Source organism: Vibrio sp. R15-SG3-ISO1A (assembly GCF_059833955.1).
In genome coordinates, this window is sequence record NZ_JCBDGH010000098.1 from 1 (window position 1) to 25,712 (window position 25,712).

Here is a 25,712-nt window from a genome sequence, read left to right on the forward strand (position 1 = left end):
TATCCTTTGTCGCATAAATGGGTATTTGGTCGGTATCCACTTTAGTTATCACGGCAGGCCAATGATTGGGGGAAACGAAAATTTTAGTGCCGTTTCAATTGTGGATATTGATTTAGAGCCCTTGCAAGACCTTTACGATAGTTTTGACCATAAAGAACATGAATCATTTAAATCACTGGTGATGGACTATGTACTGAACATCGGCCATAGATCTTGGGTTACTCATGCTCGCTATATCGCCAGATATTCCGAGTTGACCAAAAAGCTAAACTCACTCGTAGAGGAATCCAATCTAGCACCGCCGAGACGCCACATAGCCTAAAAGCCTATTGTTAATACGATTCAGCATCAACCTTATAAAAAGAGCTCATGCTCGTATGCAAGGGAAATTGAACCTTCAAGTGTATAAGGCCATAGGTAAAGTCAAAATTAGCAGTCAATGCCGTCATATACATGATAGACGGGGATTTGCTATAGTACCCAACAGGTCTCATAATGGGCCGTTTACTAATACTCTGATTTTCGGTTATTTATTAGTGCAGCGTCTTAGTGGGTGGAAGTATTAGGCGGAAGGATGCGAGTTGGAAAGGCGGCTTGTTGCCGTATATAAAGCGTTATATGCATATTGGAGTATCGAAGAAGTGGATGATTTACTTTATAAGTATCGTAATTTCAATGAAAGGGCATTGGAGATCATAATAAATCAAGAATTATGGTTAGCTACGCCATCAAGTCTCAATGATCCGTTTGATTGTCAAATTGAATATGCAAAGCTGTTTGACTCTGGTGTTTCAGAGCTCAATATTCCAGATGTACATTTAAAGTCGTTTGCTACTGCAAGTAAGCAAGCGATGGAACAGTTAAGAGTATTAAGCCTATCTAATTCTGAGGTGAATCCATTGCTATGGTCACATTATGCAGATAGTCATCAAGGCTTTTGTCTCGGCTTCGATGAACTGGAGTTTGAAGGCGCATTCAATCCAGACCTACGACCTAAAAGAGTAATTTATAGCGACAGGTTGCCAAAGCTTGAATTTCCATCTCATTTATACGGAGCGAACTTCACAGACTCGGAAGACCGAAGTGAACTAGCTTCCACATTAGACTCGTTTCTTCAAACGGTAGCATTGACTAAGCCGGAAGAATGGAAAGTTGAAAATGAATCTCGCATAGTAACTAAGCACCCAATGCAAGGTAACGTTATTAGCTTTTCAACATTGGCATTGAAAGAGGTCATATTTGGTTTAAATATGCCTACATCTAGTAAAAGAACTATTCAGAGACTATTGGCTGATAAGAAATGGAAGCATGTTAGGCTTTATCAAATTAGTAAGGCTACAGGTAGTTTTGAACTAAAAAAGGTCCCGTACTAGATGCATATAACAAACTGTACAAGAGGGATTCGCAACGCGTGGCATTTTCACTATGCGTTGGTTTTAGTGTTTAAGGTGGTATGCGGCAGCATCGGTATTGCGTTGCTCACCCCTTAACAGAGCGTTATACTACCTTGTCTATACGGTGTTCCATAAGTTTGGGTTTCTGATATAATTTCGGTTTTAAGTATCGGTATTAATTATGAAAAACACAGCTGGCTTGATCGTAGGTTCTTTGCTTTTATTTAGCTCACCTTCCATTGCAAAGCCTGATGACTTTGTCAAAAAGACTGGCGATCAGTTTTATGTAGGCGCAGATTTAACTGCGGCAAATAATGTTGATGTTAGCATCAATGGTGAATCGGCTGACGAATCTGCAGATATTGGGTTCAATTTTTTAGCGGGTTATGAGTTCGATACGCATTCGCTAGTAAAAACGAGTGTAGAAGCAGAATATAGAACGTTTGGTGAAGTTGATAATACAGGGACTTTGAAAGTTGACGGTGATGCTTTCTTTGTGAATCTGAAAGCAAAACTATTCGTACTGTATGACTTCGGTAATTTGTACTTAGCGCCTATGGCAGGCATCGGTCATGTATCAATAGATGGCTCTGGAAACAATATCAGCATTTCAGAATCTCAAACAGGCTACCAAGCGGGTTTGGAAGTTGGTACACGTTTAAAGCAAGGCGTTGATTTACACTTGGGCTATCGTGCTACATTTACATCAATCAGCCAAGCTGGAAATGATATCGATGTAAACCTATCAGGTGCTTATGCTGGTGTAAGGTACCACTTCTAAAACAGTAGTATAACAAACGCTTTAAGACGGATTCGCAACGCGTGGCATTTTCACCATGCGTTGATTTTAGTGATTAAGGTGGTATGCAGAAGCACCGCATTGCGTTGCTCACCCCTTAATTGGGCGTTATGCCTAAAGTTTTAAGTAGAAGAAATAAGGAAGTAGTAATGAAAAAGATTGGATTGTCATTCACAGCATTGTCTTTATGCTTATCATGTGGTTTACAGGCAAAAGAATATTTAGGATTAGATCTCGGGGTGCAGTCTATATCAGGTGCCAAGAGTACGATTAAACAATCTGGCGGAAGATATGATGAGGGTTATGGCTATAAAGGTTACACAGATTTAGAAAGTCTAAAAATACTCCAGTTTGATAGGTTCACCAAGTACGGAACTGTCAAGGATGCATGGTTAAATTTCACACCGGACAAGAAGCTTTATAAAATTTCAGTTACATGGTCAGACACTGGGGATACATTTAAGCTATTCAAAGATGCGCTTGATAGCAAATATGGCTCGGCTAATCGAAGTGGAAGTGGATTTAAGCAAAATTACTTTTATAAAGATGGATCGGATGTCGAGGTGGTTTTGGAGAGAAATACATTTGGGTTTGGTCCAGATCAAACCACATCGCTTCAATATACCTTTTTACCTGTTTTGAATGATGTAAATAATATGAAAAGCCGAATAGAAGATCACATTCGCAAGGAAAACGCCAAGAAAGCTAGTGCTGATCTTTGAGCATAACAAACGTTTAAGGTTTCAATATATATCTTCTAATGTGAATAAATTAGTTTAGATCAGCACACCTAAAAATTTTTCCCAAAGGTGTGCTGATGCTGACCACTAAGCTGGATTAAAAAGGAGATCCCTTAAGTAATCGAGGTTTCCACTCGTAAGGTGTAGCTTGTTTTGCAACTTTGAATACTTCTTTAATGTAATTTTTACGCTGCGATGCAGTGTTTCCTGTCTCTAATTGAATTGTTTCACCTAATGGATGCTTGCTACTTATGTAATAATCATTTCTCCGTATTAACGCTGGGAGAAGAGAGTAATCGGGTGTGTGAGCCCATTTAGACCATGCTTCTTCACCATTACAGTCTTTGCAGGTAAGAACTAGGTTCCAAATACCGTTGAGGTTGAGGTTTATGTCAGTTCCAACTTGGTATTGTAGGCTGATTGGGAAAAAATGATCGACGGCTGCCGTATTTGGTTGGTTAGGTACGATGCTAATGTCATCAAAGCAGTAAAAACACTTACCTTTTTGATAGCCGCTCAAAGGCTTACGGGCGTGTGTTACAGGGGCTCGTATATGACTATTAAGGTAGGATTTATTTGATTTAATGCGTCGTCCGCAGAAAAGCTTTTCAGTGTCATCATACTCAATGATCAACTTGTCTCCCTTGGCATCCCAAGATGACTCTACAAGGTTCCAACGCCCTTCAACTTCTTCAGACAAGTTACTTGCCTGAGCGAGCTCTCTCAAACGATATAATGAATCATCTATTGTGATACCTTTGACATTGTCTACTACTGATTTTGTATAAAATTTTGCTCCTTGGCCGTATTGCTTTTTTAACTTGGGAAAAGCGTCAATTACATATTGGAAACCTGTTGAAACCGTTAATGAGATTATCTCATCTTCAGTTAGTTTGCCTTCAGAGAAGAGCTGACACGCGTAAAGATATTTTGATGACTTAGCGCTGGTTTGCTTTTTGCCTGATAGGACATGCTGCACTATATGTTTGTAAAAGGGAACAGCGAGCTCATCGAGTCTAATGAAACTCCGTTTTTCTATAGGTAGTTCAAGTAAGGCTTGACCTAAAGCAAATTTGTAGCTGGCGGTATTTGCGCCGTATAGAATAATTGTTCGGAAAGTTTCGAGTTCTGTACTGTTATTTGAAAACTGGATGGTCATTCTTGATTCCAACTTAATACTATTTCTCTTTAATGAGAATTGCGTTGAGCCATTTTTCGTCCTCTCGCCCTTGACGCAAGTCTGACGTTTGCCATGTTTTTTGTATTCTTAGCGGGCTATCTTGAAGCACTATTTCAAGTAAGGTCTCGTTCAGATTTGTAAAATTACGACCATCTCGGTCGACTTCATCATTCCCATACTTGAATGAGCAATAGAACAGCCCTTTAGCTTTTAGGCTTCCAGCAAGATTGTTGAATGCAATTGGTAGTTCGGCTAAAGGTAAATGGAGTAATGACGCACAAGCCCAGATGCCGTCGAATGAAGACTTCGACTGAAATTTTTGGAATGTTGTTACTTCGACGGGTTGTTCAATAAGGCTTTGGGCTAACAACGCAAGCTTGTTACTTGCATCAATAGCATGAACTTTAAACCCTCGAGCTTTAAAAGCTAATGCATCACGACCTGAACCACAACCAGCATCAAGTATGAAACTTCCTAATTTTAGATGCGGCAGGAATTCCTCATATAAGCTATCCATTTCAACATTGATGGTTCCATCATAAAACGCTCGAGCATTTTTATCGTAGTAGTTCATCCTAGTGTCCGTGTTGAAATTTATTTCGAATACATGATACCAAAAGTTACAGTAAAATTGAGCTTTCCCATACTGGAGATTATTTGAATTTATGGAGTTAGACTTAATAATCTAAGAAGATTTTGACCAAAAAAAGCGGATATTGAATGACTGCAAGTCTGAGTGCCAATTTCGGTCTTACTGTTCTTAAAATGGTAGGCTTTGGGGGCATGTTAGCGCTCTGACATAACTCAATATCTATGCTGTCCGTTCCCGCTCCAGCCCTTTAAATCAAAGGGCTGACGGCTTGTCGCTTAACTCTCTACACTAAAAACCGTTCCCCTCTTCTGATTGCCGTTAAATCTGATCATTCGTAGTCTGAATTTATCCAATTAGGATGATTTCAAACGAGGAAGATTAATTATGAGTAATTCAGAAATTTCAAAGTACGGCAAGAAGTTGAACCGTAAATCAGCAGCAGAGTATTTGGGTGTGACAGAAGGGACGCTCGCCGTTTGGGCATCAACTGGACGCTATCGCCTGCCATTTATCAAAGTGGGCCGTAAGGTGTTTTATACACTGGCTGACCTTGATGCTTTCCTTGAAAGCCGAGTTCAAACTCAAACGGCATAAGGAGTGACTATGGATAGTGTTGTTGAAAAAGTAAGCCAGTTACACGACACGGTGAAACCTAACTACCGTGATTTAGATGCTAGGTTTAATCCGCTACCTACATCAAGAAACCTGCAAGCGCTGTTAAAAAGCAATGGTATCGATGTAGTGGTCAACAAAATGAATATGGAAGTTGAGTTGTTTGTCGATGGCCAAATGCTCGACAAAACAGCCGAGCAAAAACGTAGCTTGTTGATTGATGTTTGTGTTCGAGGTGGCTTCAAAAAAGAGATTCTAGCCGATCACCTTATGTCGTTGGCTGAGAACAACAGTTACCACCCTTTTGCCAATTACCTGCATGAAAGTAATTGGGACGGTATCGACCGTATGACACCTGTGATTGACGCCATGAACGCGAAGGATAAAGAGCTTGCCAGCTGCGTGATGCGAAAGTTTTTTATCGCGGTGGTGGCATCGGTATTTGAAACACCATTTAGCTCAAAATTGATTCCGGTTCTTCAAGGTGGGCAGTCGTTCAGGAAAACGGCGTTTATCAAGCGATTTGCCTCGGTGTTTGAAGGGGCGTTCTTGGAAGGGCAAGAGATCAACCCTGACTCTAAAGATTCAGTTATTAGCTGTATTAACAGCCTGATTGTTGAGCTCGGTGAGTTAGAGCGTACCTCTCGAAACAGCCAAGGAAGCCTCAAGGCGTTTATTACTAAGGAGGTGGATACTGTCCGACCCCCTTATGGCGCGAAGGATATTAAGAAACCTCGTCAAACGTCGTTTATTGCGACTGTTAACGTGACTGGCTTTCTACGTGATGAAACTGGCTCAAGTCGATATGCCGTTATCGAGCTGGCCGCACCTATCGACATGGAATTGGTAAACCGTACCCTTGGTTGGCGATATGACAACGGTAGGCTAAGCCACCGTCATCCAGCAGAACTCAAGCAATTTTGGCTTCAAGCCTATGAGCTATACAGGTCTGGTGAATCTTGGCACTTGACGGATACTGAGCTTGAGTTAGCCGCAAAGGTCAACAACGAGCACAATGCCAAAAGTTCTTACTATGAAGCCATCGTTGAGCGCTTCCTAATCGATGACCCTGAAAAGTACGTTTGGGAGTGGGTGACGGCTTCGGAGGTGTGTAAACAAATCAATGTGCACGTAGATAAAAATAGAATCGTGGGTAAAGAACTTAAACGACTGGCACAAGAGGAAGGGGCGATTGAGTCTAAGGCTGGAAGGTCAAACACTACTCTATACCGCTTGCCTGTTTCCGTTCGTATTGCAGCCTGATTTGTTTATTCTCTTTAACCCACTAACCAATTTTTGTGGTTAGTGGGTTAAAGAAATATGGAAGATTAACCGCTGTGTTTTAACCTAATAGGCTTAATGTCACTGGCTAGTTAGCCAGTCAATTTTGGCTAACAAAAAGTGCTTAAGCCAATAAATTCAAGGCTTCGTGCGGCTTAAGCCGTAAGAATGTCAGAATCTACAGATTGTTCCAAATAGCTCATCAATTCCTGCCTTGCTTCGATAGGCAGAGTATCAATCTCTTGCTTAATGCGATCTAACTTAGTCTGCAATGAGTCCCCAAGCATATAGGTGACGGTTTTCTCTAGCGTCTCTCTCACGCTATCGTCCGACAAATGAGCATACACATCATTGGTTATGCTGATGTTGGAGTGACCCAGTAGTTTACTTGTTGCCTGTATTGAGCCGCCCGATGTAACTTGAAAAGTGGCTAGGGTGCGTCTTAGGTCGTGAACTGTTAGATGCTTTTCCGGATTGTCGGGTGCGTACATGCCAACGCGATCGGTGATTCTTTGCCAGAAACCGCCTTTCCCGCTTTTATCGGTGATATGACCGAGTTGGCTTCGAGCGCTTGGGAATACAAATTCTTGGTTAAGTTCAGCTTCATGTGAGCGACGAACCAATATACTCATTGCCTCTTGAGTGAGTGGAACAGAGTGAGCCTTTTTACTCTTGTTTTTACTGGCTGGAATAATCCAGCGACGATTATCAAGATCAATTTCTTGCCAGCGCATAGAAAGAACCATCGATTTGCGTTGACCCGTCAGCAGAAGCAAAAATATGCAATCTTGGTAAATCTGCTTTTCTTGGCTCAGTGAGTCAAAAAACTGCGCGAGCTCTTCCTTGGATAAGGTTCTTTCGCGTCTGAAAAGGGACTCATCAACCTTATTGATTTTAGCGAAGGGGTTAGGCTCGATATAGGCTCGATTAAACATCGATTTTAGCAAGGTTAGCGAATGGTTGTGTTTGCTGTATCCGTGTTTGGTGAATAAGTCCTGCATTAGCTTCCGCGCTTTCTCGGCATCAAAATCAGTGATGGCCTTTTTACCAAGCTTAGGTTTTAGGTGTAATCGGTAAAGAGTCTGGTTTGATTTGAGGCTACTGGCGCGGCGCTTCTTGGCTTTAATATCGAGCTCGAAAGAGGCAACATAGATATCGAACAAGTCATCAAAGGTTTGGCTATCTCTGGCTTCTCTTTTTTGCTGGTTTGGGTTGATACCGTTGGCAAGGTCGGTCGCCGTGTTTCGTGCCATTTCCCTTGCTTGCTCGACCGTCATCGTAGGGAATTCACCGAGTTTGACCTTGATGTTTTTTCCATTAACTTTGCGCTGAAAACGGAAGATTTTAGCGCCAGAAACCAAGGCATCAAGCACTAAACCTTGAACGCTTTTAGTGCTTCCCACGTCTCTATAGGTAATGCGATGTTTCGGTTTTTCTATGCTTTCTAACGCACGTTTTGTGAAGTTTATTCCTGTATCCATAACAACTTACCGTCAAATCCTGTGGTGCCTCTGTGGTGCCGTGGGCGTCAATTTAGAGCCATTTTGAGCTATTTTGGTTAAATATACAATTCGGTAATTTGTGGCTTAAGTATATGATAATAAATAACTATTAAGCTTTGTTAAACGAAGTTAAAATCCTAGTTTAATTCCTACAGGGCGTGCCATTTCTTTAGAAAGCCCCGATAACTCAATGAGTTGTCGGGGCTTTTGTGTTTTTTTTGTCCCTAACCTCGTTGCTCGTGTGCAGTATTTTGAGCGCCGACTGCTGACGGGGCGGAGCCAGTGATCAACAAGTGATCCACTCCTGCGTTGGTGGGCTATGGTTATTACTCCACATAAGAGGAGAGTGATCATGACATACGTTGATGGATTTGTAGCGGCTGTACCGACAGCGAACAAAGAAAAATACATGGCACACATAGAAATCGCCGCCGAAATGTTCAAAGATTTCGGTGCCTTAAGGGTGGTGGAGACGTGGGGGAATGAAGTGCCGGATGGTGAGGTGACGTCATTTCCTATGGCGGTGAAAGCTCAAGACAACGAAACCGTGGTGTTCTCATGGGTTGTGTGGCCATCAAAAGAAGTTCGAGATCTGGCATGGCAACAGATCTCGGATGATCCGCGAATGAGCCCAGAGCAAAATCCTATGCCGTTCGATGGTAAACGAATCATTTATGGTGGTTTTGAGGTCATTTTGGACCAGTAATCATCGACTGTGTAGGCAATATCTAAGGCGCAGTTACCAGCCATGCGTTGCCACTCGATTGTACTAAGCGATAAGAATCGAATTGATCGAGCTTTATTCATCAATTCGAGTTATTTTAGCTTGTCCAACGCTGAATGCGTTCTTGGTGTGAATTGGCCTTCGAGTGGGTGATGTAAACATGGATTATCTTCTTTTAGTTTTGGGTTTGATGTTGTTGATTGCCGGAGCTGACGGGTTGGTAAAAGGAGCAGCGAGACTCGCTGCCAAAGTGGGTATTCCAAGTCTGGTTATTGGTCTAACGGTTGTCGCTTTTGGCACCAGTGCGCCCGAGTTGGCTGTGAGTATCAATTCTGCCGTTTCCAATAAGACCGAACTGGCGATCGCCAACGTTGTCGGCAGCAACATTTTTAACGTTCTGTTTATCCTAGGTTTAGCGGCCGTCATTACGCCACTCACCATCTCAAAGCAGTTGATTCGCCAAGATGTTCCCATCATGGTTGGTTTAAGTGCGCTGGTCTTCTACATGGCGACAGATGGGCGATTAAACCTGTTGGACTGTGGGATTTTAGTCGCGTTATTGGTTGTTTACACCGCGTTTCTTTTTGTCCAGGGGAAGCGCAGTGAGACCGAAGCGGCAGAGGCGAGTGACGATGAAGCCGCTTCATTGACACAAGGGCATCAACCAGTATGGCAGAGTGCGTTGTGGCTCGTTGTTGGTTTAATCCTACTGATTGCGGGCGCAAATCTGTTGGTGAGTAGCGCTGTGAACATTGCGCGAGCCTTTGGGGTTAGCGAAGCGATGATTGGTTTGACGATTCTAGCCATCGGCACCTCTCTTCCTGAGGTCGTGACATCGATAGTGGCGAGCTTCAAAGGGCAAAGAGACATCGCTGTCGGGAACGTCGTTGGCAGTAATACGTTCAATTTGTTGGCGGTTTTGGGTATATCCGGTCTGTTTAGTGGTGCAGGACTTGTTGGCAACGAGCAACTCGTCTCACAAGACTTTCCGATCATGCTTGGCGTCGCTTTGTTGTGCTTACCTCTGATGTTGACAGGTGCGATAGTCAGTCGACTTGAAGGAGGGCTCTTTTTTGGCTTGTACTTCCTGTATAGCGCCTTCCTGATTGGTGACGTGAGTGATGCAGGCTGGCTGCCCACTTTGTCAATGGTCACTTGGAATGTGGTTTTCCCCATTGTGCTTTCCATTATTGTGATTTCTTTACTCAAAGACTGGTGGAGGCAAAAGCAGAAAAGGAGCTAATATCCGCATTGCCAACTTGTTATCACTGATTGGCGGATTAAATGCCTGTTTGAGATCTAATTGTTGGCTAAATATTCCAAATGTGATCAATGTCACAATCATAAATGTGACAGAATGATTACGCTCACCTTCCGCCTTCTACTTGATTTTGATCATCTATCTAGCACGTTGCTTGGGAGTACATTCGCCGCGCTTTTCCCCAATAAATAGATAGGTATCTTGATGACGACTCCGGTTCAATCTGAACGCAAGGTAACGATCGGCTGCTACATTGCGCTGGCGTTTGCGGTTGTGTTTTTCTCTGGTCTGATGCAATCCAATGAATGGTATGGCGTGTTGGACTTTACAACGCTCAATGGCTCTTTCGGTAAAGTTGCGCACGGCGTGACAGAAACCGCGGATGGCGTTCAAGCCGCGACCACTTCTTTCCGTGGTGTCGGTGGTAGTGGTGCGCGTGATGGCTTCATTTTCGCTTTAACTCTTATTCCTACTGTGATGTTCGCGCTTGGCATGATCAATGTGCTTGAGCACTACGGTGCACTGGAAGCGGCGCGTAAGCTGCTGACGCCACTGCTTCGTCCAATCATGGGCATTCCGGGTAACACGGGCTTGGCGTTGATCGCCTCTTTGCAAAGTACGGATGCCGGCGCGGCGATGACGCGTCAGCTGAAAGACGAAGGCCAACTGACCAAACGTGAAACCGATGTGTTCACTATGTTCCAGTTCACGGCAGGCGCAACCATTGTCAACTTCTTCTCATCTGGTGCGGTTCTATTTACGTTAACGCTCGCGGACGGCTCTCTCGCGGTAACTTCGTCTATCGGCCTTGCGGTATTAGTCATGTTCGCATTTAAGATCATTGGTGCGAACCTATTCCGCATTTACGTCAATCTGACGGAAGGCAAAGAAGAGAAATCTGACGACAAGCAAAACAAAGAAACACTGACCGAGGAGACCGCATAATGGGTGACGTAAAAGCGAAAAAGCCAATGGTGACGGACATCTTCGTCGAAGGCGCGAAAAAAGGTTGGGTGATTGCAACCACATCGACGGTGCCAAACGTATTGATGGCGTTTGTGATCATTGCGGCGTTGCAAATCACGGGCGCATTGGATCTAATGGGTACTGTGTTTGCGCCAGTGATGGCGGTTTTTGGTCTGCCTGGTGAAGCGGCAGCAGTACTGATTGGTGCATGGATGTCGATGGGCGGCGCGGTTGGTGTAGTGATCACCCTATTTGACCAAGGCATTCTCAATGGCGCGCACATCGCGATTCTTGCGCCTGCTATCTACTTGATGGGTTCACAGATTCAATACATGGGTCGTATCCTTGGACCAATTGGTACTGAAGGACGCTACATCCCGGTGATGATTGCCATTTCGGTACTCAACGCATTTGGCGCCATGCTTGTCATGAACCTATTTGTGTAAGGGGGAGGCGATGTCATTTTCTCTCCAAACGTATTTAGATGAGCTGCGCCCGCTAGTCAATGTCGATTGCGGCACCTACACGACTGAGGGCATTGAGGTCATCGCTCAGCAGTTTGAGCAGAAGTTCCTCGAGATAGGTGGCTGGAACGTCAAACGCATTGACTGCACTAAAGCGGGTGTCGGGCTTGAAATTCGCAACAAACCTGACGCTGAGCAGATCGATGTGATGTTGATTGGTCACATGGATACCGTCTTTCCTGTCGGCACCGCTGCGCAGCGTCCGATGACGGTTGATGCAGAGAAAGCTTACGGCCCAGGTGTGTCTGACATGAAATCAGGCTTGCTCAATGTGGTGTATGCGATGCGTGACCTTGAGGCAAGCGTATTGGATGCGCTGTCGATCTGTATCTGCATGAACCCAGATGAAGAGACCGGTTCACTTTACTCGCAAGATTGGTTGCAATCGGTCGCGAAAAACGCCAAACACGTTCTTGTGGCGGAAGCGGCACGCGCCGATGGCAGCTTGGTCAAAGCTCGTAAAGGCATGGCGCGTTACAAGATTGATTTTCATGGTATCGCGGCACACGCGGGCAATGAGCCAGAGAAAGGCCGTAGCGCCGTGACGGAAATGGCAAATTGGATTCTCGCCATGAACGAGATGACCAATTTTGAGTCAGGCACCACTTTGAACGCCGGTGTGGTTTCAGGTGGCGCAGGCGCAAACATTGTTCCAGATTTCGCCCAAGTGATCGTCGATGTGCGCTTTTGGAGCAACGAAGAGTATGACGATGTCGATACACGCCTGAATGGCTTAACCGTGACGCCATTTGTTGACGGTGTGCGTGTTGCCCTTGAGCGTGAAGCTTACAAGCCATCCATGGTACCGAGTGACAAAACCGAGAGTTTGATGGCGTTGGTAGAGGAAGCGGCCGATGAGTTGTCAATCCAAATGGGTTGGCAAGCGGTAGGCGGCGGTTCAGATGCCAACTGCACAGCCATCCTAGGTGTACCTACACTTGATGGATTAGGTCCGGTTGGTGCGGGATTCCACAGCGATCAAGAGTACTTACTGCTTGAGTCTATCGAGCCACGTATCCAGCTGTTACAACGCCTACTGAGTAAGCTCGCCAAATAGCGAAGTAATTGTTGTGGGTGATCGGGACTCGCACAACGGTTGATGAGCTTGAGCCTCACACTCTTGGGTGTGGGGCTTTTTTTAGATTGGCATTATTTTTGCGTGCTTGTGCCGTATCGCATCTGTACATGGCGAAGGGTTTTCGGTAGCATAGCGGTCCTTTTCGTGTTTCAAACGACCACTTTCTCCGCGAGTTTCAGTTAGCTTCCAGTCATAATGCGCAGTATTCATTCCAAAATTAAACCCGAGTTTGAACCTCTCCTGTCTGAATTGGCGCTGCATGCATTGTTGCATTTGCGCACCAACCACAACGGAAAAGTACTGGCTCGAAAATCGCGCAATGATATTAACGACATTCTTTCTGCATGGTTGAATAAAGCCGCCAACAGTAAGAAATACAAGCCGTTCAAGAAGAAAGTACGCTCTATGGTGACCCATGCGCGCTCGCAGCGCCTCGATATGGAAGCCATGCTCGATAACTTATTGAGCCCGATGAGTGGCGACGAGTTACCTCATCTTGATAGCTTCTTGCTGCTGATTAATCAGTTAGAAAAAGAGCTCAATACCACCGTTCTCGTCTCAAGCCCTGAAGCGGTAGACTTAGCGTATAACCCGACAGGGTGTCTGCTGTGCGTGCTGTCTGCCGATCTCAATGGTCACTTTGACCGCCGAAATCGCTTGGTACAAAGCGTCTCTATGCTAATGCGCGGTGCGCACGGTGAAAAGCACGCGTTTTTGCGCACTATCTACACGTCTTCGATTTTTGATCACCAAATGGATTACGAAGACGAAAACTTCGTGCGAATCACGCTTTCTTTGCGCTAAGCGCCTGATTTTCTTTCAGCGCGCTTTTTCTCCTACAATCTGTTTTTAACGCCTTGTTTTTCTTCGTGATAATGAAGAAGGTTTCGTGATCTTGTCACAAAAAATTCACACAGATTGGGCTTGAGATAAAACGAAGATTTCATCATATTGTAATTAAGTTGTCATAAATAGAAAAAATAACGAGGAGAATCTATGCAACATCATGAAATGATCGAACCCACTAACTTTGGTGTGATTAGCCGTACTTGCCTGTTCTCATTGGTCGGTATTCTCGGTGTTTTCGCACTGATCTAGTCGATTATCGGGCTGTATTTCGTTACGCGATCGATATCGTACTTCCGATACAGTATAGAGGCGATGCCTTAGTCTTCGATTAAGGCAGCCTTTCTCTTTATCACCCATGCTATCGGCCATCTCAGGCTTTCTTATCTCGAGCGCTCTTTTTCAATCCCGCTCACACTTTCTCTTGCTACTCTCTGCAACATTTTGCTAACGTCGGCGACAACACTCATTACATTGGGCCGTCTATGTCCTCGTTGTCATCTTTAGCGCTTACTCACCGTTTTTATCAACTGCCTAAGGTGTTTTACACGCCTGTTGAAGCAACGCCACTTAACAACACGCGTTGGGTAAGTTGGAACGCATCACTCGCCGCACAGTTTTCACTGGATGAGTCCCTGCCATCGGGCGATCTAAAAGCGTTTTTGGCGGGCGAGCAACGCGTTGAAAATTGGCCATCATTAGCCATGAAGTACGCGGGGCATCAGTTTGGGGTCTACAACCCTGATTTAGGTGACGGTCGTGGACTATTACTCGGAGAGCTAAAGGACGCCAAAGGTGAAGTCTACGATTTACATCTTAAGGGGGCGGGATTGACGCCGTATTCACGTATGGGTGATGGACGAGCGGTCCTACGCTCAACCATTCGTGAGTATTTGGGCAGCGAAGCGATGGCGGGTTTGGGCATTCCAACCACCCGCGCTCTTGGTATGCTCGCCAGCGATACTCCCGTTTATCGAGAGAAACAGGAGCGCGGTGCATTGCTGCTGCGTGTGGCGCGCAGCCACCTACGTTTTGGGCACTTTGAGCACTTCTTTTACACCAATCAGTTGAGTGAACTGCGTCTGTTGGCAGACAAAGCGATTGAGTGGTATTGGCCAGAGTGTCAGACCGCCAATAAGCCTTATTTGGCGATGTTTGAACAGATCGTCGAGCGCACCGCTCACATGATCGCTAGGTGGCAAGCGGTGGGCTTTGCGCACGGCGTCATGAACACGGACAATATGTCGATCCTTGGTGAGACGTTTGATTACGGGCCATTTTGTTTTCTGGATGATTATGATCCGCAACTTATCTGCAACCACTCTGACTACCAAGGGCGTTATGCGTTTGATCAGCAGCCTCGCATCGCATTGTGGAATTTGTCCGCGCTTGCCCATGCGTTGTCACCGCTGGTCGATAAAGCCGATCTGGAGCAGGGGCTCGGTCAGTTTGAGTCAGTGCTAAACAGGGAATTTAGCGCCATCATGCGCAAAAAATTAGGCCTCAAGACCAAATTAGAGCAAGACCCCCAGCTCTTTAGCGCCATGTTTGAGTTATTGGCTCAGCAGAGCGTCGACTATTGCCGCTTTATGCGCGCATTGTCGATGCTCGATAGTGAACCAGAGCAGAACGTCATCGATCTATTTGTTGATAGAGCGGCTGCGAGTGAATGGTTGTTGCTCTATTTAGCGCGTTGTGAATGTGAAATGGATGAAAGCGGAGCGCCTGTTAGCGCCCGTGAACGCTGCGCCGAGATGCGTCAGGTCAATCCCAAGTACATTCTGAGAAATTACTTGGCGCAGATGGCAATCGACAACGCCGAGCAGGGGGATTATCAACTGGTCAACGAGCTCGCGCTGGTATTGCAATCTCCGTACGACGAGCACCCGAATTTTGAACATTTTGCGGCGTTGCCACCGGATTGGGGCAAACGGCTTGAAATCAGTTGTTCTTCTTAATTGAGCATCTACTGATAGATGACTCGCTTAATGTTAAAAACTTGTGAGCTCCATTTGTTTTCTGTTCAAAAAATAAGGATTTATCCGTCACACCCATGGTGAGAACTGTCTAGACTGTGAGCTAACACCATAGGCAGTGATTGGCGAAATGAACAGTAAAATACTTGTTGTGGATGATGATCAAGAGATCCGCGAGCTTTTGGATGAGTATTTGTCTAAATCGGGCTTCCAAGTGGAAGCTGTGGCAGAAGGACAAGCACTTAAGCAGCATCTCGATGCAAAAGGTTACCCTGATCTGATTTTGTTGGATGTGATGTTGCCCGGCGAAGACGGCTTTGCGTTGTGCCAGGCGATTCGTCGTGAATCCAACGTGCCCATCATTATGCTAACGGCCGTGTCGGATGATATGGATCAGGTGGTGGGTCTTGAGCTCGGCGCTGACGATTACATCGCTAAGCCGTTCAATCCACGTCAATTGATGGCGAGAATCAAAGCGGTACTGCGCCGCGCCCAAGTGGTCGAAGAGAAAGGCTCGGAGCCGACCAGCCTACCCAAAACCATCGTATTTGGCGATTGGCAGCTCGATACCTTGGCACACAAAATTACCCATACCACGACAGGGGAACAACACGATTTATCTGGGAGTGATTTTGCCCTGCTGATGCTGTTTCTTACTCGCCCCAATGAAGTGCTAGATAGAGACACCATCTCCTTTGCGACCCGCGGCAGAGAAGCGCTGCCTTTTGAGCGTGGTATCGATGTGCAGCTCAGCCGGTTGCGCCATCGGTTGGGTGACTCGGCCAAATACCCTCAGTACATCAAAACCATGCGTGGCAACGGCTATATTCTTGCTGTCCCCGTTAGCGTTGAACATTAATACTTCTTTGAGTCAGACAACGTGATGAAGTGGTTATTACGCTTACTGAAACCCAATTCGTTGGTGACCCGGACACTCGGCCTTACCGTGTTGGCGGTGGTGATCGCGCAGGGTATTGCCACCTCCATTTGGTATACCGAGTCCAAGCACAAAGAGCTTGCAGGGATCCGAGACGCCTCGCAAAGCATGGCCAACATGTTTGCCTCTACGGTGACCTTTTTTCAGTCTCTGCCTACTGGCTATCGCCATATCGTGCTTGATCAAATTCGCAATATGGGCGGCACGCGCTTTTTTGTCTCGTTCAACAAAGAGCGATTGATTGTCGACCCGATTGACGATACACGCCTAAAACGCGCCTCAATCAATGCTGTGACAACGGTGCTCAAGCAGAAGCTGCCTCGCGCTCGCTCGATAAACGTCAACTTCTCCCAGCCAGAAAACCTGCGCTTGCTAAAAAACGACATTTATTTGCACGATTTACCGAAATCGTGGGCGCATCACACACTCACATTGTCACCGATTGATCCTCCGGTATTGGTGGTACAAATCGAACTGAATGAGCACGAGTGGCTCTACATCGCCGCCTTGTTGCCGGCGCCATACGTGACGTTGGATGACACCTTGATTGGCCGAGAGCAGATTTTATTCCTCTTCTTTTCCACCACCTTGCTGCTTGCCTTGACCTATTTACTGATGCGCCGTCAAGTGAAACCCTTGAAGCGTTTGGCCAAAGCCGCCAATGACATGAGTATGGATGTCGATCAGCCGCCTTTAGCCGAAGATGGCGCTCGTGAGCTGGTGGTGGCGACGCGTGCGTTCAATCGTATGCAGCAGCGTATTCGGCGCTACACTGCCGACCGTGAGCATCTGTTCTCTGCCATTTCACATGACTTAAAAACACCCATTACGCGTCTAAGGCTGCGAGCCGAGCTACTGGAAAGTGACGTGAAACGCAGCAAATTCAATAAAGACCTCGACGAGTTGGAAATGATGGTTAAAGGCGCGCTGCAATGTGTGCGCGATACCGACTTGCACGAGAACAATGCCTACATTGACCTCAATGAGATGATCTTCTCTGTCATTGAGCCCATGAACCACAAGCAACATTGCGTCGACTTTACCCCGATGACTATGGAGCCGATCGTCGCGAAGCCTTTGGCGATTAAGCGAGTACTCACTAACTTACTCGATAACGCAGTGAAATATGGTAAGCGTGCGTCTGTCACGATTGAAGTCCAGCGCGAGTGGATCACGGTGACGATTGATGACTGCGGCCCAGGTATTCCAGAAGATAAGTTGGAAGCGGTGTTTGAACCTTACTTTCGTTTGGCAGAAGATGATCAAGGTCACGGCCTTGGGCTTGGCATCTGCCGCAACATTTTGCACGGACACGGCGGAGATCTCATTATTAGTAATCTCCCGCAGCGTGGTTTACGCGCGCAACTCTTTATTCCACCTGGCCTTGAAGTGTAATGTAACTGAATTGTTACATTGGCTTTACGATTTGTTTCAATCTTCTTTTTCTAGTCGGATAGACTCAATAACGTTCAAGCACGAAGTGAACGGGTCAGTTTGACGTCGACCCAGATGTCTAATCCAAAAACATGGAAGATAACAATGAAAATGAAGAAAACCCTACTTACCTTATCCCTCCTTGCTGCCTCTGCTTTCTCCCAAGCGGGCGAAGTCGAAGTACTCCACTGGTGGACTGCCGGTGGTGAAGCAAAATCTGCAGCAGTATTGAAACAGATGCTCGAAGAGCAAGGCCACAGCTGGAAAGACTTTGCGGTTGCTGGTGGTGGCGGTGAGTCTGCGATGACCGTGTTGAAAACCCGCGCTGTATCGGGCAACCCACCGTCAGCGGCACAAATCAAAGGTCACGACATTCAAGAATGGGGCGGCCTAGGCTTTTTGACCTCACTTGATGACACGGCCAATCAAGAGAAGTGGGACAGCATCTTGCCTTCGGTGGTCACGAAAGTGATGAAGTTTGATGGCGAATACGTCGCCGTGCCAGTGAACGTTCACCGTGTTAACTGGGTATGGGCAAACCCAGAAGTATTGAAAAAATCCGGCGTAGAACTGCCAAAGACATTGGATGAGTTCTTCGTTGCAGCCGACAAGATCAAAGCGGCAGGTTACATTCCATTGGCGCACGGGGGCCAACCATGGCAAGACGCGACAGTCTTTGAAGCGGTGGCGCTCGATGTGCTCGGCAGTGAAGATTACAACAAAGCGTTTGTTGACCTAGATATGGATGTGCTCGCTGGCGACAAAATGGTCGAGGTGTTCACCAAGTTTAAGAAAATGCGCGATTACATCGACGCCAACTCACCAGGTCGTGACTGGAACGTTGCCACCTCTATGGTGATCAACGGTGAAGCCGCCATGCAAATCATGGGTGACTGGGCGAAAGGTGAGTTCTCTGCTGCAGGTAAAGTACCGGGTAAGGATTACATCTGTGCACCAGCGCCAGGTACTGACGGTCAGTTCACCTTCAACATCGATAGCTTTGCGTTCTTTGAGCTCAGCAATGCTGATAATCAAAAAGCGCAGCAAGATTTGGCGAAAACCATCTTGACCAAAGAGTTCCAAGAAGTCTTCAACCTCAACAAAGGCTCGATTCCAGTGCGTCTAGATATGGACATGAGCGCGTTTGACCAGTGTGCATTGGATTCGATGGCAACCTTTAAAGCTAGTGCAGAGTCAGGTGACCTAGTGCCAAGTATGGCGCACGGCCTAGCGACGACCAGCTACGCGCAAGGTGCTATCTATGATGTCGTGACCAACTTCTTCAACGATGCGAATGCGGATCCAAAAGAAGCGGCACAGAAACTGTCAAAAGCGGTAAAAGCGGCGATTTTCTAACCTTCGCTTAGCATTACTTCACACCCCAAAGGGCGCTTCGGCTTGTGGGGAGCCAAGCGCCCTTTCCTTAACCATCTGACGGTGATGGTGTCAGATGAGAAGACGTAAGGAATCGTTATGGAGCATGTTGTATCTAGGAATGCAAACAAGTCTGCACCAAAGCTCAGCTTTGCAGACAGGTTGCAACGCTGGCTGCCGAAAATTGTACTTGCGCCGACTATGTTAGTGACCGTGGTGTGTATCTACGGCTACATTTTTTGGACGGCGGCATTGTCATTGACGAACTCGCGTTTCCTACCGAGCTTTAAGTTTGTCGGCTTTGCTCAGTATGAAAGGCTAATGGAAAATGATCGTTGGATTACATCCATTTCCAATCTAGGCATTTTTGGCCTGATGTTTATGTTGGTCGCCATTGTGTTGGGCGTCGGTCTCGCTATCTTGCTGGATCAGAATATTCGCCAAGAAGGGGCGATCCGAACTATATACCTCTACCCAATGGCCCTGTCCTTTATCGTGACGGGTACCGCGTGGAAGTGGATTCTCAACCCAGGTCTGGGTATCGAAAAACTGATGCAAGACTGGGGCTTCACCAGCTTTAAATTTGACTGGTTAGTCAATTCTGAAATGTCGGTGTACACGTTGGTGATAGCAGCGGTGTGGCAATCTTCTGGCTTTGTGATGGCGATGTTTTTAGCGGGCTTGCGCGGTATTGATTCATCGATCATCAAAGCGGCGCAAATTGATGGCGCGAATCTACCGACCATCTACATGAAAATTATTTTGCCTTGTTTACGTCCGGTGTTCTTCAGCGCCGTAATTATTACCTCGCACATTGCGATCAAGAGTTTTGACCTCGTTACCGCCATGACGGCCGGTGGCCCGGGTTACTCCTCAGATTTACCTGCGCTCTTTATGTACGCGCACTCCTTTACCCGTGGCCAAATTGGCCTAGGTGCTGCCAGTGCCATGATGATGCTGGCCGGGATATTGGCCATCTTGGTGCCATATTTGTACTCAGAACTTAGGGAGAAGAAGTCATGACCAAAAACATGAACATGGCTCGCCTGATCATTTATGCCGGGTTGCTATTCTTCTGCTTAGTGTACTTGATGCCGCTGTTTGTCATGGTGATCACCTCATTTAAAACCTTGCCAGATATCAAGGCCGGTAACCTGATGTCGTTGCCGACTGAGTGGGTATGGGACGCATGGTACAAAGCGTGGGACAGCGCTTGTACGGGCGTAAAATGTGAAGGCGTCAAAGGTTACTTCTGGAACTCGTTCCAGATGGTGATTCCCGCGGTGGCGATTTCTACCTTACTGGGGGCGTTTAATGGTTACGTGGTGACAAAGTGGCAGTTTAAAGGCTCAAACTTGTTCTTTAGCTTGTTGCTGTTTGGTTGCTTTATTCCATTCCAGGTGATTTTGCTGCCAATGGCCGCGGTACTGGGCAAATTGGGTCTAGCCAACACTACGACAGGTTTGGTGATCGTTCACGTCATCTACGGTATGGCCTTTACCACGCTGTTTTTCCGCAACTTCTACATCGGTATTCCTGATGAGCTGGTTAAAGCGGCGAAGCTGGATGGCGCAGGCTTTTTTACCATCTTCTTTAAGATTCTCTTACCGCTCTCTACGCCCATCATCATGGTCACGGTGATTTGGCAGTTCACGGCAATTTGGAACGACTTCCTATTTGGGGTGGTCTATTCGGGCTCAGAAACCCAGCCTATTACCGTGGCGCTTAATAACTTGGTCAACACCAGTACCGGGGTGAAGGAATATAACGTGGATATGGCGGCAGCGATTATTGCGGCATTGCCGACACTGCTTGTTTACGTACTGGCAGGAAAATACTTTGTTCGAGGCCTGACGGCAGGATCAGTAAAAGGATAATTACAATGGCAACACTAGAACTTAAACAGATCCGCAAAACCTACCCTAAGGCGGAGCAAGAAACACTTAAGGGTATTGATATCAGTATTGATTCAGGTGAATTCCTGATTCTGGTGGGTCCATCGGGCTGCGGTAAATCGACATTGATGAACACCATAGCCGGTCTTGAAGGGATCAGCTCGGGTGAAATCGTCATCGATGGGCGTGATGTCTCCAGCGTTGAGCCAAAAGACAGAGACATCGCGATGGTGTTTCAGTCCTACGCGCTTTACCCCAATATGACGGTGCATGGTAACATCGCCTTTGGTTTGAAAATCCGCAAAATGCCGGCGGATGAAATTGAAGCAGAAGTGCAGCGAGTGGCGAAAATGTTGCAAATCGACCATCTGTTGGATCGTAAACCGTCGCAACTTTCTGGTGGCCAACGTCAACGTGTCGCGATGGGACGTGCACTGGCTCGCAGACCTAAGCTTTACCTCTTTGACGAACCGCTCTCGAACCTTGATGCTAAGTTGCGCGTTGAGATGCGTCACCAGATCAAACGTCTGCATCAGCAGCTCAATACTACGATTGTATACGTGACGCACGACCAAATTGAGGCAATGACGTTAGCCGATCGTATCGCGGTAATGAAAGACGGTGAGTTACAGCAACTGGGCACGCCGAAAGAGATCTACAACAAGCCGAACAATATGTTTGTCGCAGGCTTTATGGGATCGCCTTCAATGAATTTCATCAAAACCATGGTGGATCTCGATAGTGATGATCAGCCAGTGATTAAAGTGAAAGGGGGCAATGGTCAGGAGCACCACATCAAGCTGCCGGCCTCTATGCGTGAGCAAGACGGCAAAGAGATCGTGATTGGCCTTAGACCTGAGCACATTACTGAAAGTGAAAATGCGGACTCGAGCGCCACCACAGCGCTTAATCTGCAACTTGAAGTGCTAGAGCCGACAGGTCCAGATACGATTGCGATGATTAAGGTCAACGATCAGGAAGTGGCGTGTCGCCTTTCACCTGAGTTTGATGCCAAGGTCGGTCAGGTTGCGCCGTTGCATTTTGACCTATCCAAAGCGGTGTTCTTTGACGCCGACACAGAGCAACGTATCGATTTTCATTGATACACGTATTGAGCACACTCTTCGGTCATATTCACGGGGGGGAATTCAGGCTAGGCTTGCAGTCTGAGGTGAAGAGTGTGCTCCTCTTTATAGGGACGTTTTGGCAGCATGATGCTGCCTTTTTTGTGTCTGTTTTGTTAATGGTGTGTAAACTGACCCATTGCACTCTTTCTCTTGGGTGGATTTCCACACATTTATTATTCGATTTGGCGCTGGGAACGCATCTCTGACTCTCTCGTTTCATATAAGTATATGTTTTTGTTTGTTTTTGATCTTTCTCTCTAAGTTGGCCAGTTTATTGCTCCTTACTTGATACAACACCCAGTGATGGGGTTGCTCAATCCACAAGGAGAATAATAATGTTAAAGCCTTTGACCCTACTATCTGCCTCAATTCTTGCTGTCACCAGTTTCAACGCCGCTGCAAACTGCGATCCTGGCGAGACGGTGATCAAGTTCAGTCACGTGACCAATACCGACAAGCACCCGAAAGGGATTGCGGCGTCACTGCTTGAAAAGCGTGTCAATGAAGAGATGAATGGCAAAGTCTGTATGCAGGTCTTCCCAAACTCGACCCTTTACGATGATGACAAGGTACTTGAAGCGCTACTCAATGGTGATGTTCAACTCGCAGCCCCTTCTCTTTCAAAGTTTGAGAAATTCACCAAAAAGTACCGCATCTTCGATCTGCCGTTCTTGTTTGAAGACGTGGAAGCGGTGGATCGCTTCCAGAACTCAGAAGCGGGTGAGAAGCTGAAGAACGCGATGCAACGTCGTGGAGTTCAAGGTCTTGCATTTTGGCATAACGGCATGAAGCAGATGTCAGCGAGCCAACCACTGCTTGTCCCTGAAGATGCAAAAGGGTTGAAGTTCCGCGTACAAGCCTCTGATGTCCTTGTTGCTCAGTTTGAGCAGCTAGGGGCCAACCCACAGAAAATGTCGTTCAAAGAAGTGTACGGCGGCTTGCAAACCAAAGTGATTGATGGCCAAGAGAACACCTGGTCAAACATCTACGGTAAAAAATTCTTCGAAGTTCAAGATGGCATTACAGAAACCAACCACGGCATTCTTGATTACTTAGTCGTGACCTCAAACGATTTCTGGAATGGTTTACCTGATGATCAGCGAGACCAACTGGCGACCATCATTAAAGAGGTGACTGAAGCTCGAAACGCGGAGTCAACGAAGGTTAATCTTGCCAACAAAAACAACGTAATAGAAGCAGGTGGTGTGGTGAGAACATTAACACCAGAGCAACGACAAAAATGGGTAGATGCGCTTCAACCCGTATGGAAGAAGTTTGAAAAAGACATCGGTGCCGATCTGATTGAAGCGGCGTTGGCGTCGAACAAATAATCCCCTCTACAGATAACAATACACACCCTATACAGGCTCCTTCTAGAGGAGGAGCCTGCTGCAAAAGGGTGGAACCAAAAGTGATCACACTATGGAACAGTCAATCTTTGCCAAAATAGGACAAGTGACCGATGCGATTGAGGAAACCTTGATTGCCTTTTTCCTTGGCGCTATGACCCTGCTGACGTTCACCAACGTCGTCTTTCGTTATGTTTTTAACAGTAATATTCTTTGGGCCCTCGAACTGACCGTATTTATGTTTGCCTGGATGGTGCTGGTCGGCGCCTCTTACGGTGTCAAAAAGCACTTCCACATCGGCGTTGACGTCATCATCAACATGGTATCGCCGGGCATGCGCAAAACCTACGCCTTGATGGCCGCTGGCTGCTGTTTGGCCTTTTCCATTTTGCTCTTGGTCGGCTCTTGGAACTACTGGTATCCGTTTGCCACCGAGAGAGCTTGGTATGAGACGGACGATATCCCAATGCCTGAGATATTGCAGTTTTTAGCCGATTGGCTCAATGAAGGCGAGCGCTATGAAAAACTGCCGCGTTTTATCCCCTACATGGCTCTACCCATTGGCATGGCGCTAATGACGTTCCGCTTTTTGCAACTGACGCTGCAAATTGCCACTGGCAAGCTTGATCGATTGATCGCAGGTCACGAAGCGGAAGAAGAGCTGGAAGCACTGAAAGAAGAACTCAGTGAAGCGGGAGAGGCCATGGAGCCCACCAAGAAAAACGGCAAGGAGAGCTAAGCCATGGATATTTTGTTTTTGTTCGTGATGGTGATTGGCTTCATGCTGATTGGTGTGCCTATCGCAGTCTCACTCGGCTTATCGAGTATTCTCTTTTTGATGATGCACTCTGATGCTTCCCTAGCGTCGGTAGCACAAACCCTATTTAACGCCTTTGCGGGCCACTACACCTTGTTAGCGATTCCGTTCTTTATCCTCGCCTCGAGCTTTATGTCGACCGGCGGTGTGGCAAAACGCATTATTCGCTTTGCGATTGCGATGGTGGGTTGGTTCCGCGGCGGCTTGGCGATGGCGTCGGTAGTCGCGTGTATGATGTTTGCGGCCTTGTCTGGCTCATCGCCTGCGACGGTGGTCGCAATCGGTAGTATCGTGATTGCCGGTATGATCAAAAATGGCTACTCCAAAGAGTTTGCAGCTGGCGTGATTTGTAACGCGGGTACGCTCGGCATTTTGATCCCGCCATCGATTGTGATGGTGGTGTATGCGGCGGCGACCGATGTTTCGGTGGGACGTATGTTCCTTGGTGGCGTGATCCCAGGCTTGTTAGCCGGTGTGATGTTAATGATCGCCATTTACATTGCTGCACGCGTCAAGAACTTACCGAAACAACCGTTCGTCGGTTGGGGCGAGATGCTTGCCGCTGCGAAAGACGCCAGCTGGGGCTTGTTGCTGGTGGTGATCATCCTTGGCGGTATCTACGGTGGCGTGTTCACCCCGACAGAAGCGGCGGCCGTTGCGGCGATATACTCCTTCTTTATCGCTAACTTTGTCTACAAAGACATGGGACCATTTGCCGACAAAACCAACAAGAAACCGGCGTTGGTGAAAGTGTTGCAAGCGCTTGTTCATAAAGACACCAAGCACACCCTGTATGATGCCGGTAAGCTGACCATTATGCTGCTGTTCATCATCGCCAATGCGTTGATCCTTAAGCACGTATTAACCGAAGAGCGCATTCCGCAAATGATCACTGAATCCATGCTCTCGGCAGGGCTTGGGCCGATCACCTTCTTGATAGTGGTCAACTTGCTACTGCTGATTGGTGGTCAGTTTATGGAGCCATCGGGTCTGTTGATTATCGTTGCGCCGCTGGTATTCCCGATCGCCATTGCGTTGGGTATCGACCCTATTCACCTTGGCATCATGATGGTAGTGAACATGGAGATAGGGATGATCACACCACCAGTGGGGCTCAACCTTTTTGTTACTGCCGGGGTGGCGAAGATGTCGATGATGCAAGTGGTCAAAGCGGCGTTGCCCTGGGTAGCGGTGATGTTCTTGTTCTTAATCATCGTCACTTATGTGCCTTGGGTATCGACTTGGCTACCGACTACACTGATGGGGCCGGAAATCATCACCAAATAGTACCGTCTCTTATAACG

At 46.8% G+C, this 25,712-nt stretch carries 24 protein-coding genes and 1 pseudogene; 22 read left to right on the top strand and 3 right to left on the bottom strand.

The features are described 5' to 3' along the window. From AC6R0L_RS17945 to AC6R0L_RS17960, 4 genes and pseudogenes are all read left to right on the top strand, one after another. Positions 1–322, top strand: a pseudogene (locus tag AC6R0L_RS17945) (hypothetical protein); the annotation flags it as partial. Between the two features lie 259 nt (positions 323–581). After that, entirely contained in the window at positions 582–1,373 is a 792-nt protein-coding gene (locus AC6R0L_RS17950) for a DUF2971 domain-containing protein (protein WP_500630033.1), read from the top strand. 202 nt (positions 1,374–1,575) lie between these two features. Next, complete coding sequence (locus AC6R0L_RS17955; protein ID WP_500630034.1) at positions 1,576–2,175, top strand: outer membrane beta-barrel protein; 600 nt, start codon at positions 1,576–1,578, stop codon at positions 2,173–2,175. Positions 2,176–2,342: 167 nt separating this feature from the next. Continuing rightward, the gene (locus AC6R0L_RS17960; RefSeq protein WP_500630035.1) at positions 2,343–2,915 is read left to right on the top strand and encodes a hypothetical protein; all 573 of its coding nucleotides are present in this window, start codon (positions 2,343–2,345) and stop codon (positions 2,913–2,915) included. A gap of 115 nt (positions 2,916–3,030) precedes the next feature. Here AC6R0L_RS17960 and AC6R0L_RS17965 read toward each other — a convergent pair whose 3' ends face one another. Together AC6R0L_RS17965 and AC6R0L_RS17970 are read right to left on the bottom strand one after the other, a co-directional pair. Then, a complete protein-coding gene (locus AC6R0L_RS17965; RefSeq protein WP_500630036.1) occupies positions 3,031–4,092 on the bottom strand; it encodes an HNH endonuclease family protein in 1,062 nt (353 codons plus the stop codon). A gap of 19 nt (positions 4,093–4,111) precedes the next feature. After that, the gene (locus tag AC6R0L_RS17970; protein ID WP_500630037.1) at positions 4,112–4,687 is read right to left on the bottom strand and encodes a class I SAM-dependent methyltransferase; all 576 of its coding nucleotides are present in this window, start codon (positions 4,685–4,687) and stop codon (positions 4,112–4,114) included. Between the two features lie 402 nt (positions 4,688–5,089). Here AC6R0L_RS17970 and AC6R0L_RS17975 point away from each other — a divergent pair, with 402 nt between their 5' ends. Then, positions 5,090–5,299, top strand: a complete 210-nt coding sequence (locus tag AC6R0L_RS17975) for a helix-turn-helix domain-containing protein (RefSeq protein ID WP_500626067.1) — start codon at positions 5,090–5,092, stop codon at positions 5,297–5,299. Positions 5,300–5,308: 9 nt separating this feature from the next. Then, a complete protein-coding gene (locus AC6R0L_RS17980; protein WP_500630038.1) occupies positions 5,309–6,580 on the top strand; it encodes a VapE domain-containing protein in 1,272 nt (423 codons plus the stop codon). Between the two features lie 173 nt (positions 6,581–6,753). On the opposite strand, the gene AC6R0L_RS17985 is transcribed toward AC6R0L_RS17980, so the two are convergent. After that, complete coding sequence (locus AC6R0L_RS17985; RefSeq protein ID WP_500630039.1) at positions 6,754–8,079, bottom strand: tyrosine-type recombinase/integrase; 1,326 nt, start codon at positions 8,077–8,079, stop codon at positions 6,754–6,756. Positions 8,080–8,452: 373 nt separating this feature from the next. On the opposite strand from AC6R0L_RS17985, the gene AC6R0L_RS17990 reads away from it, so the two are divergent. From AC6R0L_RS17990 to AC6R0L_RS18065, 16 genes are all read left to right on the top strand, one after another. After that, on the top strand, positions 8,453–8,806 hold the full coding sequence (locus AC6R0L_RS17990) for a DUF1428 domain-containing protein (protein ID WP_500626070.1): 354 nt from the start codon (positions 8,453–8,455) through the stop codon (positions 8,804–8,806). A 178-nt stretch (positions 8,807–8,984) separates the two neighbouring features. Beyond that, the gene (locus AC6R0L_RS17995) at positions 8,985–10,067 is read left to right on the top strand and encodes a calcium/sodium antiporter (RefSeq protein WP_500630040.1); all 1,083 of its coding nucleotides are present in this window, start codon (positions 8,985–8,987) and stop codon (positions 10,065–10,067) included. Positions 10,068–10,289: 222 nt separating this feature from the next. Beyond that, positions 10,290–11,030: a nucleoside recognition domain-containing protein gene (locus tag AC6R0L_RS18000; protein WP_500630041.1), complete on the top strand. Its 741-nt coding sequence runs from the start codon at positions 10,290–10,292 to the stop codon at positions 11,028–11,030. Continuing rightward, on the top strand, positions 11,030–11,497 hold the full coding sequence (locus tag AC6R0L_RS18005; protein ID WP_334552601.1) for a YjiG family protein: 468 nt from the start codon (positions 11,030–11,032) through the stop codon (positions 11,495–11,497). The genes AC6R0L_RS18000 and AC6R0L_RS18005 overlap by 1 nt, the downstream gene beginning before the upstream one ends. A gap of 10 nt (positions 11,498–11,507) precedes the next feature. Further along, positions 11,508–12,632 (top strand): M20 family metallopeptidase, encoded by a 1,125-nt coding sequence (locus tag AC6R0L_RS18010; RefSeq protein WP_500630042.1) that lies wholly within the window; start codon positions 11,508–11,510, stop codon positions 12,630–12,632. A gap of 216 nt (positions 12,633–12,848) precedes the next feature. Further along, positions 12,849–13,457 carry a DUF2913 family protein gene (locus AC6R0L_RS18015; protein ID WP_500626074.1) on the top strand — a complete coding sequence of 203 codons (609 nt, stop codon included), beginning with the start codon at positions 12,849–12,851 and terminating at the stop codon, positions 13,455–13,457. A gap of 527 nt (positions 13,458–13,984) precedes the next feature. Beyond that, positions 13,985–15,457, top strand: coding sequence for a protein adenylyltransferase SelO (locus AC6R0L_RS18020; protein WP_500630043.1), 1,473 nt, complete (start codon positions 13,985–13,987; stop codon positions 15,455–15,457). 148 nt (positions 15,458–15,605) lie between these two features. Continuing rightward, the gene (locus AC6R0L_RS18025) at positions 15,606–16,334 is read left to right on the top strand and encodes a response regulator (RefSeq protein WP_500626076.1); all 729 of its coding nucleotides are present in this window, start codon (positions 15,606–15,608) and stop codon (positions 16,332–16,334) included. A gap of 24 nt (positions 16,335–16,358) precedes the next feature. Next, the gene (locus AC6R0L_RS18030) at positions 16,359–17,807 is read left to right on the top strand and encodes an ATP-binding protein (protein ID WP_500630044.1); all 1,449 of its coding nucleotides are present in this window, start codon (positions 16,359–16,361) and stop codon (positions 17,805–17,807) included. A 144-nt stretch (positions 17,808–17,951) separates the two neighbouring features. After that, positions 17,952–19,202, top strand: coding sequence for an ABC transporter substrate-binding protein (locus AC6R0L_RS18035; protein WP_334552591.1), 1,251 nt, complete (start codon positions 17,952–17,954; stop codon positions 19,200–19,202). Positions 19,203–19,319: 117 nt separating this feature from the next. Continuing rightward, positions 19,320–20,243, top strand: coding sequence for a carbohydrate ABC transporter permease (locus AC6R0L_RS18040; protein WP_334552589.1), 924 nt, complete (start codon positions 19,320–19,322; stop codon positions 20,241–20,243). Further along, positions 20,240–21,097, top strand: a complete 858-nt coding sequence (locus AC6R0L_RS18045) for a carbohydrate ABC transporter permease (protein WP_500630045.1) — start codon at positions 20,240–20,242, stop codon at positions 21,095–21,097. Before AC6R0L_RS18040 ends, AC6R0L_RS18045 begins: the two co-directional genes overlap by 4 nt. A gap of 5 nt (positions 21,098–21,102) precedes the next feature. Then, a complete protein-coding gene (locus AC6R0L_RS18050; RefSeq protein WP_334568264.1) occupies positions 21,103–22,218 on the top strand; it encodes an ABC transporter ATP-binding protein in 1,116 nt (371 codons plus the stop codon). A 359-nt stretch (positions 22,219–22,577) separates the two neighbouring features. Continuing rightward, on the top strand, positions 22,578–23,573 hold the full coding sequence (locus tag AC6R0L_RS18055; RefSeq protein WP_500630046.1) for a TRAP transporter substrate-binding protein: 996 nt from the start codon (positions 22,578–22,580) through the stop codon (positions 23,571–23,573). Between the two features lie 91 nt (positions 23,574–23,664). After that, positions 23,665–24,330: a TRAP transporter small permease gene (locus tag AC6R0L_RS18060; protein ID WP_334552581.1), complete on the top strand. Its 666-nt coding sequence runs from the start codon at positions 23,665–23,667 to the stop codon at positions 24,328–24,330. Positions 24,331–24,333: 3 nt separating this feature from the next. Then, positions 24,334–25,695 carry a TRAP transporter large permease gene (locus AC6R0L_RS18065; protein WP_500630047.1) on the top strand — a complete coding sequence of 454 codons (1,362 nt, stop codon included), beginning with the start codon at positions 24,334–24,336 and terminating at the stop codon, positions 25,693–25,695. The last annotated feature ends 17 nt before the right edge of the window (positions 25,696–25,712 follow it).

What these genes read in the sequence shown, in the direction of transcription:
- AC6R0L_RS17995 (WP_500630040.1), top strand. Translation starts at nt 8,985, where the DNA reads ATGGATTATCTTCTTTTAGTTTTGGGTTTGATGTTGTTGATTGCCGGA.
- AC6R0L_RS17985 (WP_500630039.1), bottom strand. Translation starts at nt 8,079, where the DNA reads ATGGATACAGGAATAAACTTCACAAAACGTGCGTTAGAAAGCATAGAA.
- AC6R0L_RS18010 (WP_500630042.1), top strand. Translation starts at nt 11,508, where the DNA reads ATGTCATTTTCTCTCCAAACGTATTTAGATGAGCTGCGCCCGCTAGTC.
- AC6R0L_RS18045 (WP_500630045.1), top strand. Translation starts at nt 20,240, where the DNA reads ATGACCAAAAACATGAACATGGCTCGCCTGATCATTTATGCCGGGTTG.
- AC6R0L_RS18060 (WP_334552581.1), top strand. Translation starts at nt 23,665, where the DNA reads ATGGAACAGTCAATCTTTGCCAAAATAGGACAAGTGACCGATGCGATT.
- AC6R0L_RS17975 (WP_500626067.1), top strand. Translation starts at nt 5,090, where the DNA reads ATGAGTAATTCAGAAATTTCAAAGTACGGCAAGAAGTTGAACCGTAAA.
- AC6R0L_RS18030 (WP_500630044.1), top strand. Translation starts at nt 16,359, where the DNA reads ATGAAGTGGTTATTACGCTTACTGAAACCCAATTCGTTGGTGACCCGG.
- AC6R0L_RS18005 (WP_334552601.1), top strand. Translation starts at nt 11,030, where the DNA reads ATGGGTGACGTAAAAGCGAAAAAGCCAATGGTGACGGACATCTTCGTC.
- AC6R0L_RS17960 (WP_500630035.1), top strand. Translation starts at nt 2,343, where the DNA reads ATGAAAAAGATTGGATTGTCATTCACAGCATTGTCTTTATGCTTATCA.
- AC6R0L_RS18020 (WP_500630043.1), top strand. Translation starts at nt 13,985, where the DNA reads ATGTCCTCGTTGTCATCTTTAGCGCTTACTCACCGTTTTTATCAACTG.
- AC6R0L_RS18040 (WP_334552589.1), top strand. Translation starts at nt 19,320, where the DNA reads ATGGAGCATGTTGTATCTAGGAATGCAAACAAGTCTGCACCAAAGCTC.
- AC6R0L_RS18035 (WP_334552591.1), top strand. Translation starts at nt 17,952, where the DNA reads ATGAAAATGAAGAAAACCCTACTTACCTTATCCCTCCTTGCTGCCTCT.
- AC6R0L_RS17990 (WP_500626070.1), top strand. Translation starts at nt 8,453, where the DNA reads ATGACATACGTTGATGGATTTGTAGCGGCTGTACCGACAGCGAACAAA.
- AC6R0L_RS18065 (WP_500630047.1), top strand. Translation starts at nt 24,334, where the DNA reads ATGGATATTTTGTTTTTGTTCGTGATGGTGATTGGCTTCATGCTGATT.
- AC6R0L_RS17955 (WP_500630034.1), top strand. Translation starts at nt 1,576, where the DNA reads ATGAAAAACACAGCTGGCTTGATCGTAGGTTCTTTGCTTTTATTTAGC.
- AC6R0L_RS18015 (WP_500626074.1), top strand. Translation starts at nt 12,849, where the DNA reads ATGCGCAGTATTCATTCCAAAATTAAACCCGAGTTTGAACCTCTCCTG.
- AC6R0L_RS18050 (WP_334568264.1), top strand. Translation starts at nt 21,103, where the DNA reads ATGGCAACACTAGAACTTAAACAGATCCGCAAAACCTACCCTAAGGCG.
- AC6R0L_RS17980 (WP_500630038.1), top strand. Translation starts at nt 5,309, where the DNA reads ATGGATAGTGTTGTTGAAAAAGTAAGCCAGTTACACGACACGGTGAAA.
- AC6R0L_RS18025 (WP_500626076.1), top strand. Translation starts at nt 15,606, where the DNA reads ATGAACAGTAAAATACTTGTTGTGGATGATGATCAAGAGATCCGCGAG.
- AC6R0L_RS17970 (WP_500630037.1), bottom strand. Translation starts at nt 4,687, where the DNA reads ATGAACTACTACGATAAAAATGCTCGAGCGTTTTATGATGGAACCATC.
- AC6R0L_RS17965 (WP_500630036.1), bottom strand. Translation starts at nt 4,092, where the DNA reads ATGACCATCCAGTTTTCAAATAACAGTACAGAACTCGAAACTTTCCGA.
- AC6R0L_RS18055 (WP_500630046.1), top strand. Translation starts at nt 22,578, where the DNA reads ATGTTAAAGCCTTTGACCCTACTATCTGCCTCAATTCTTGCTGTCACC.
- AC6R0L_RS18000 (WP_500630041.1), top strand. Translation starts at nt 10,290, where the DNA reads ATGACGACTCCGGTTCAATCTGAACGCAAGGTAACGATCGGCTGCTAC.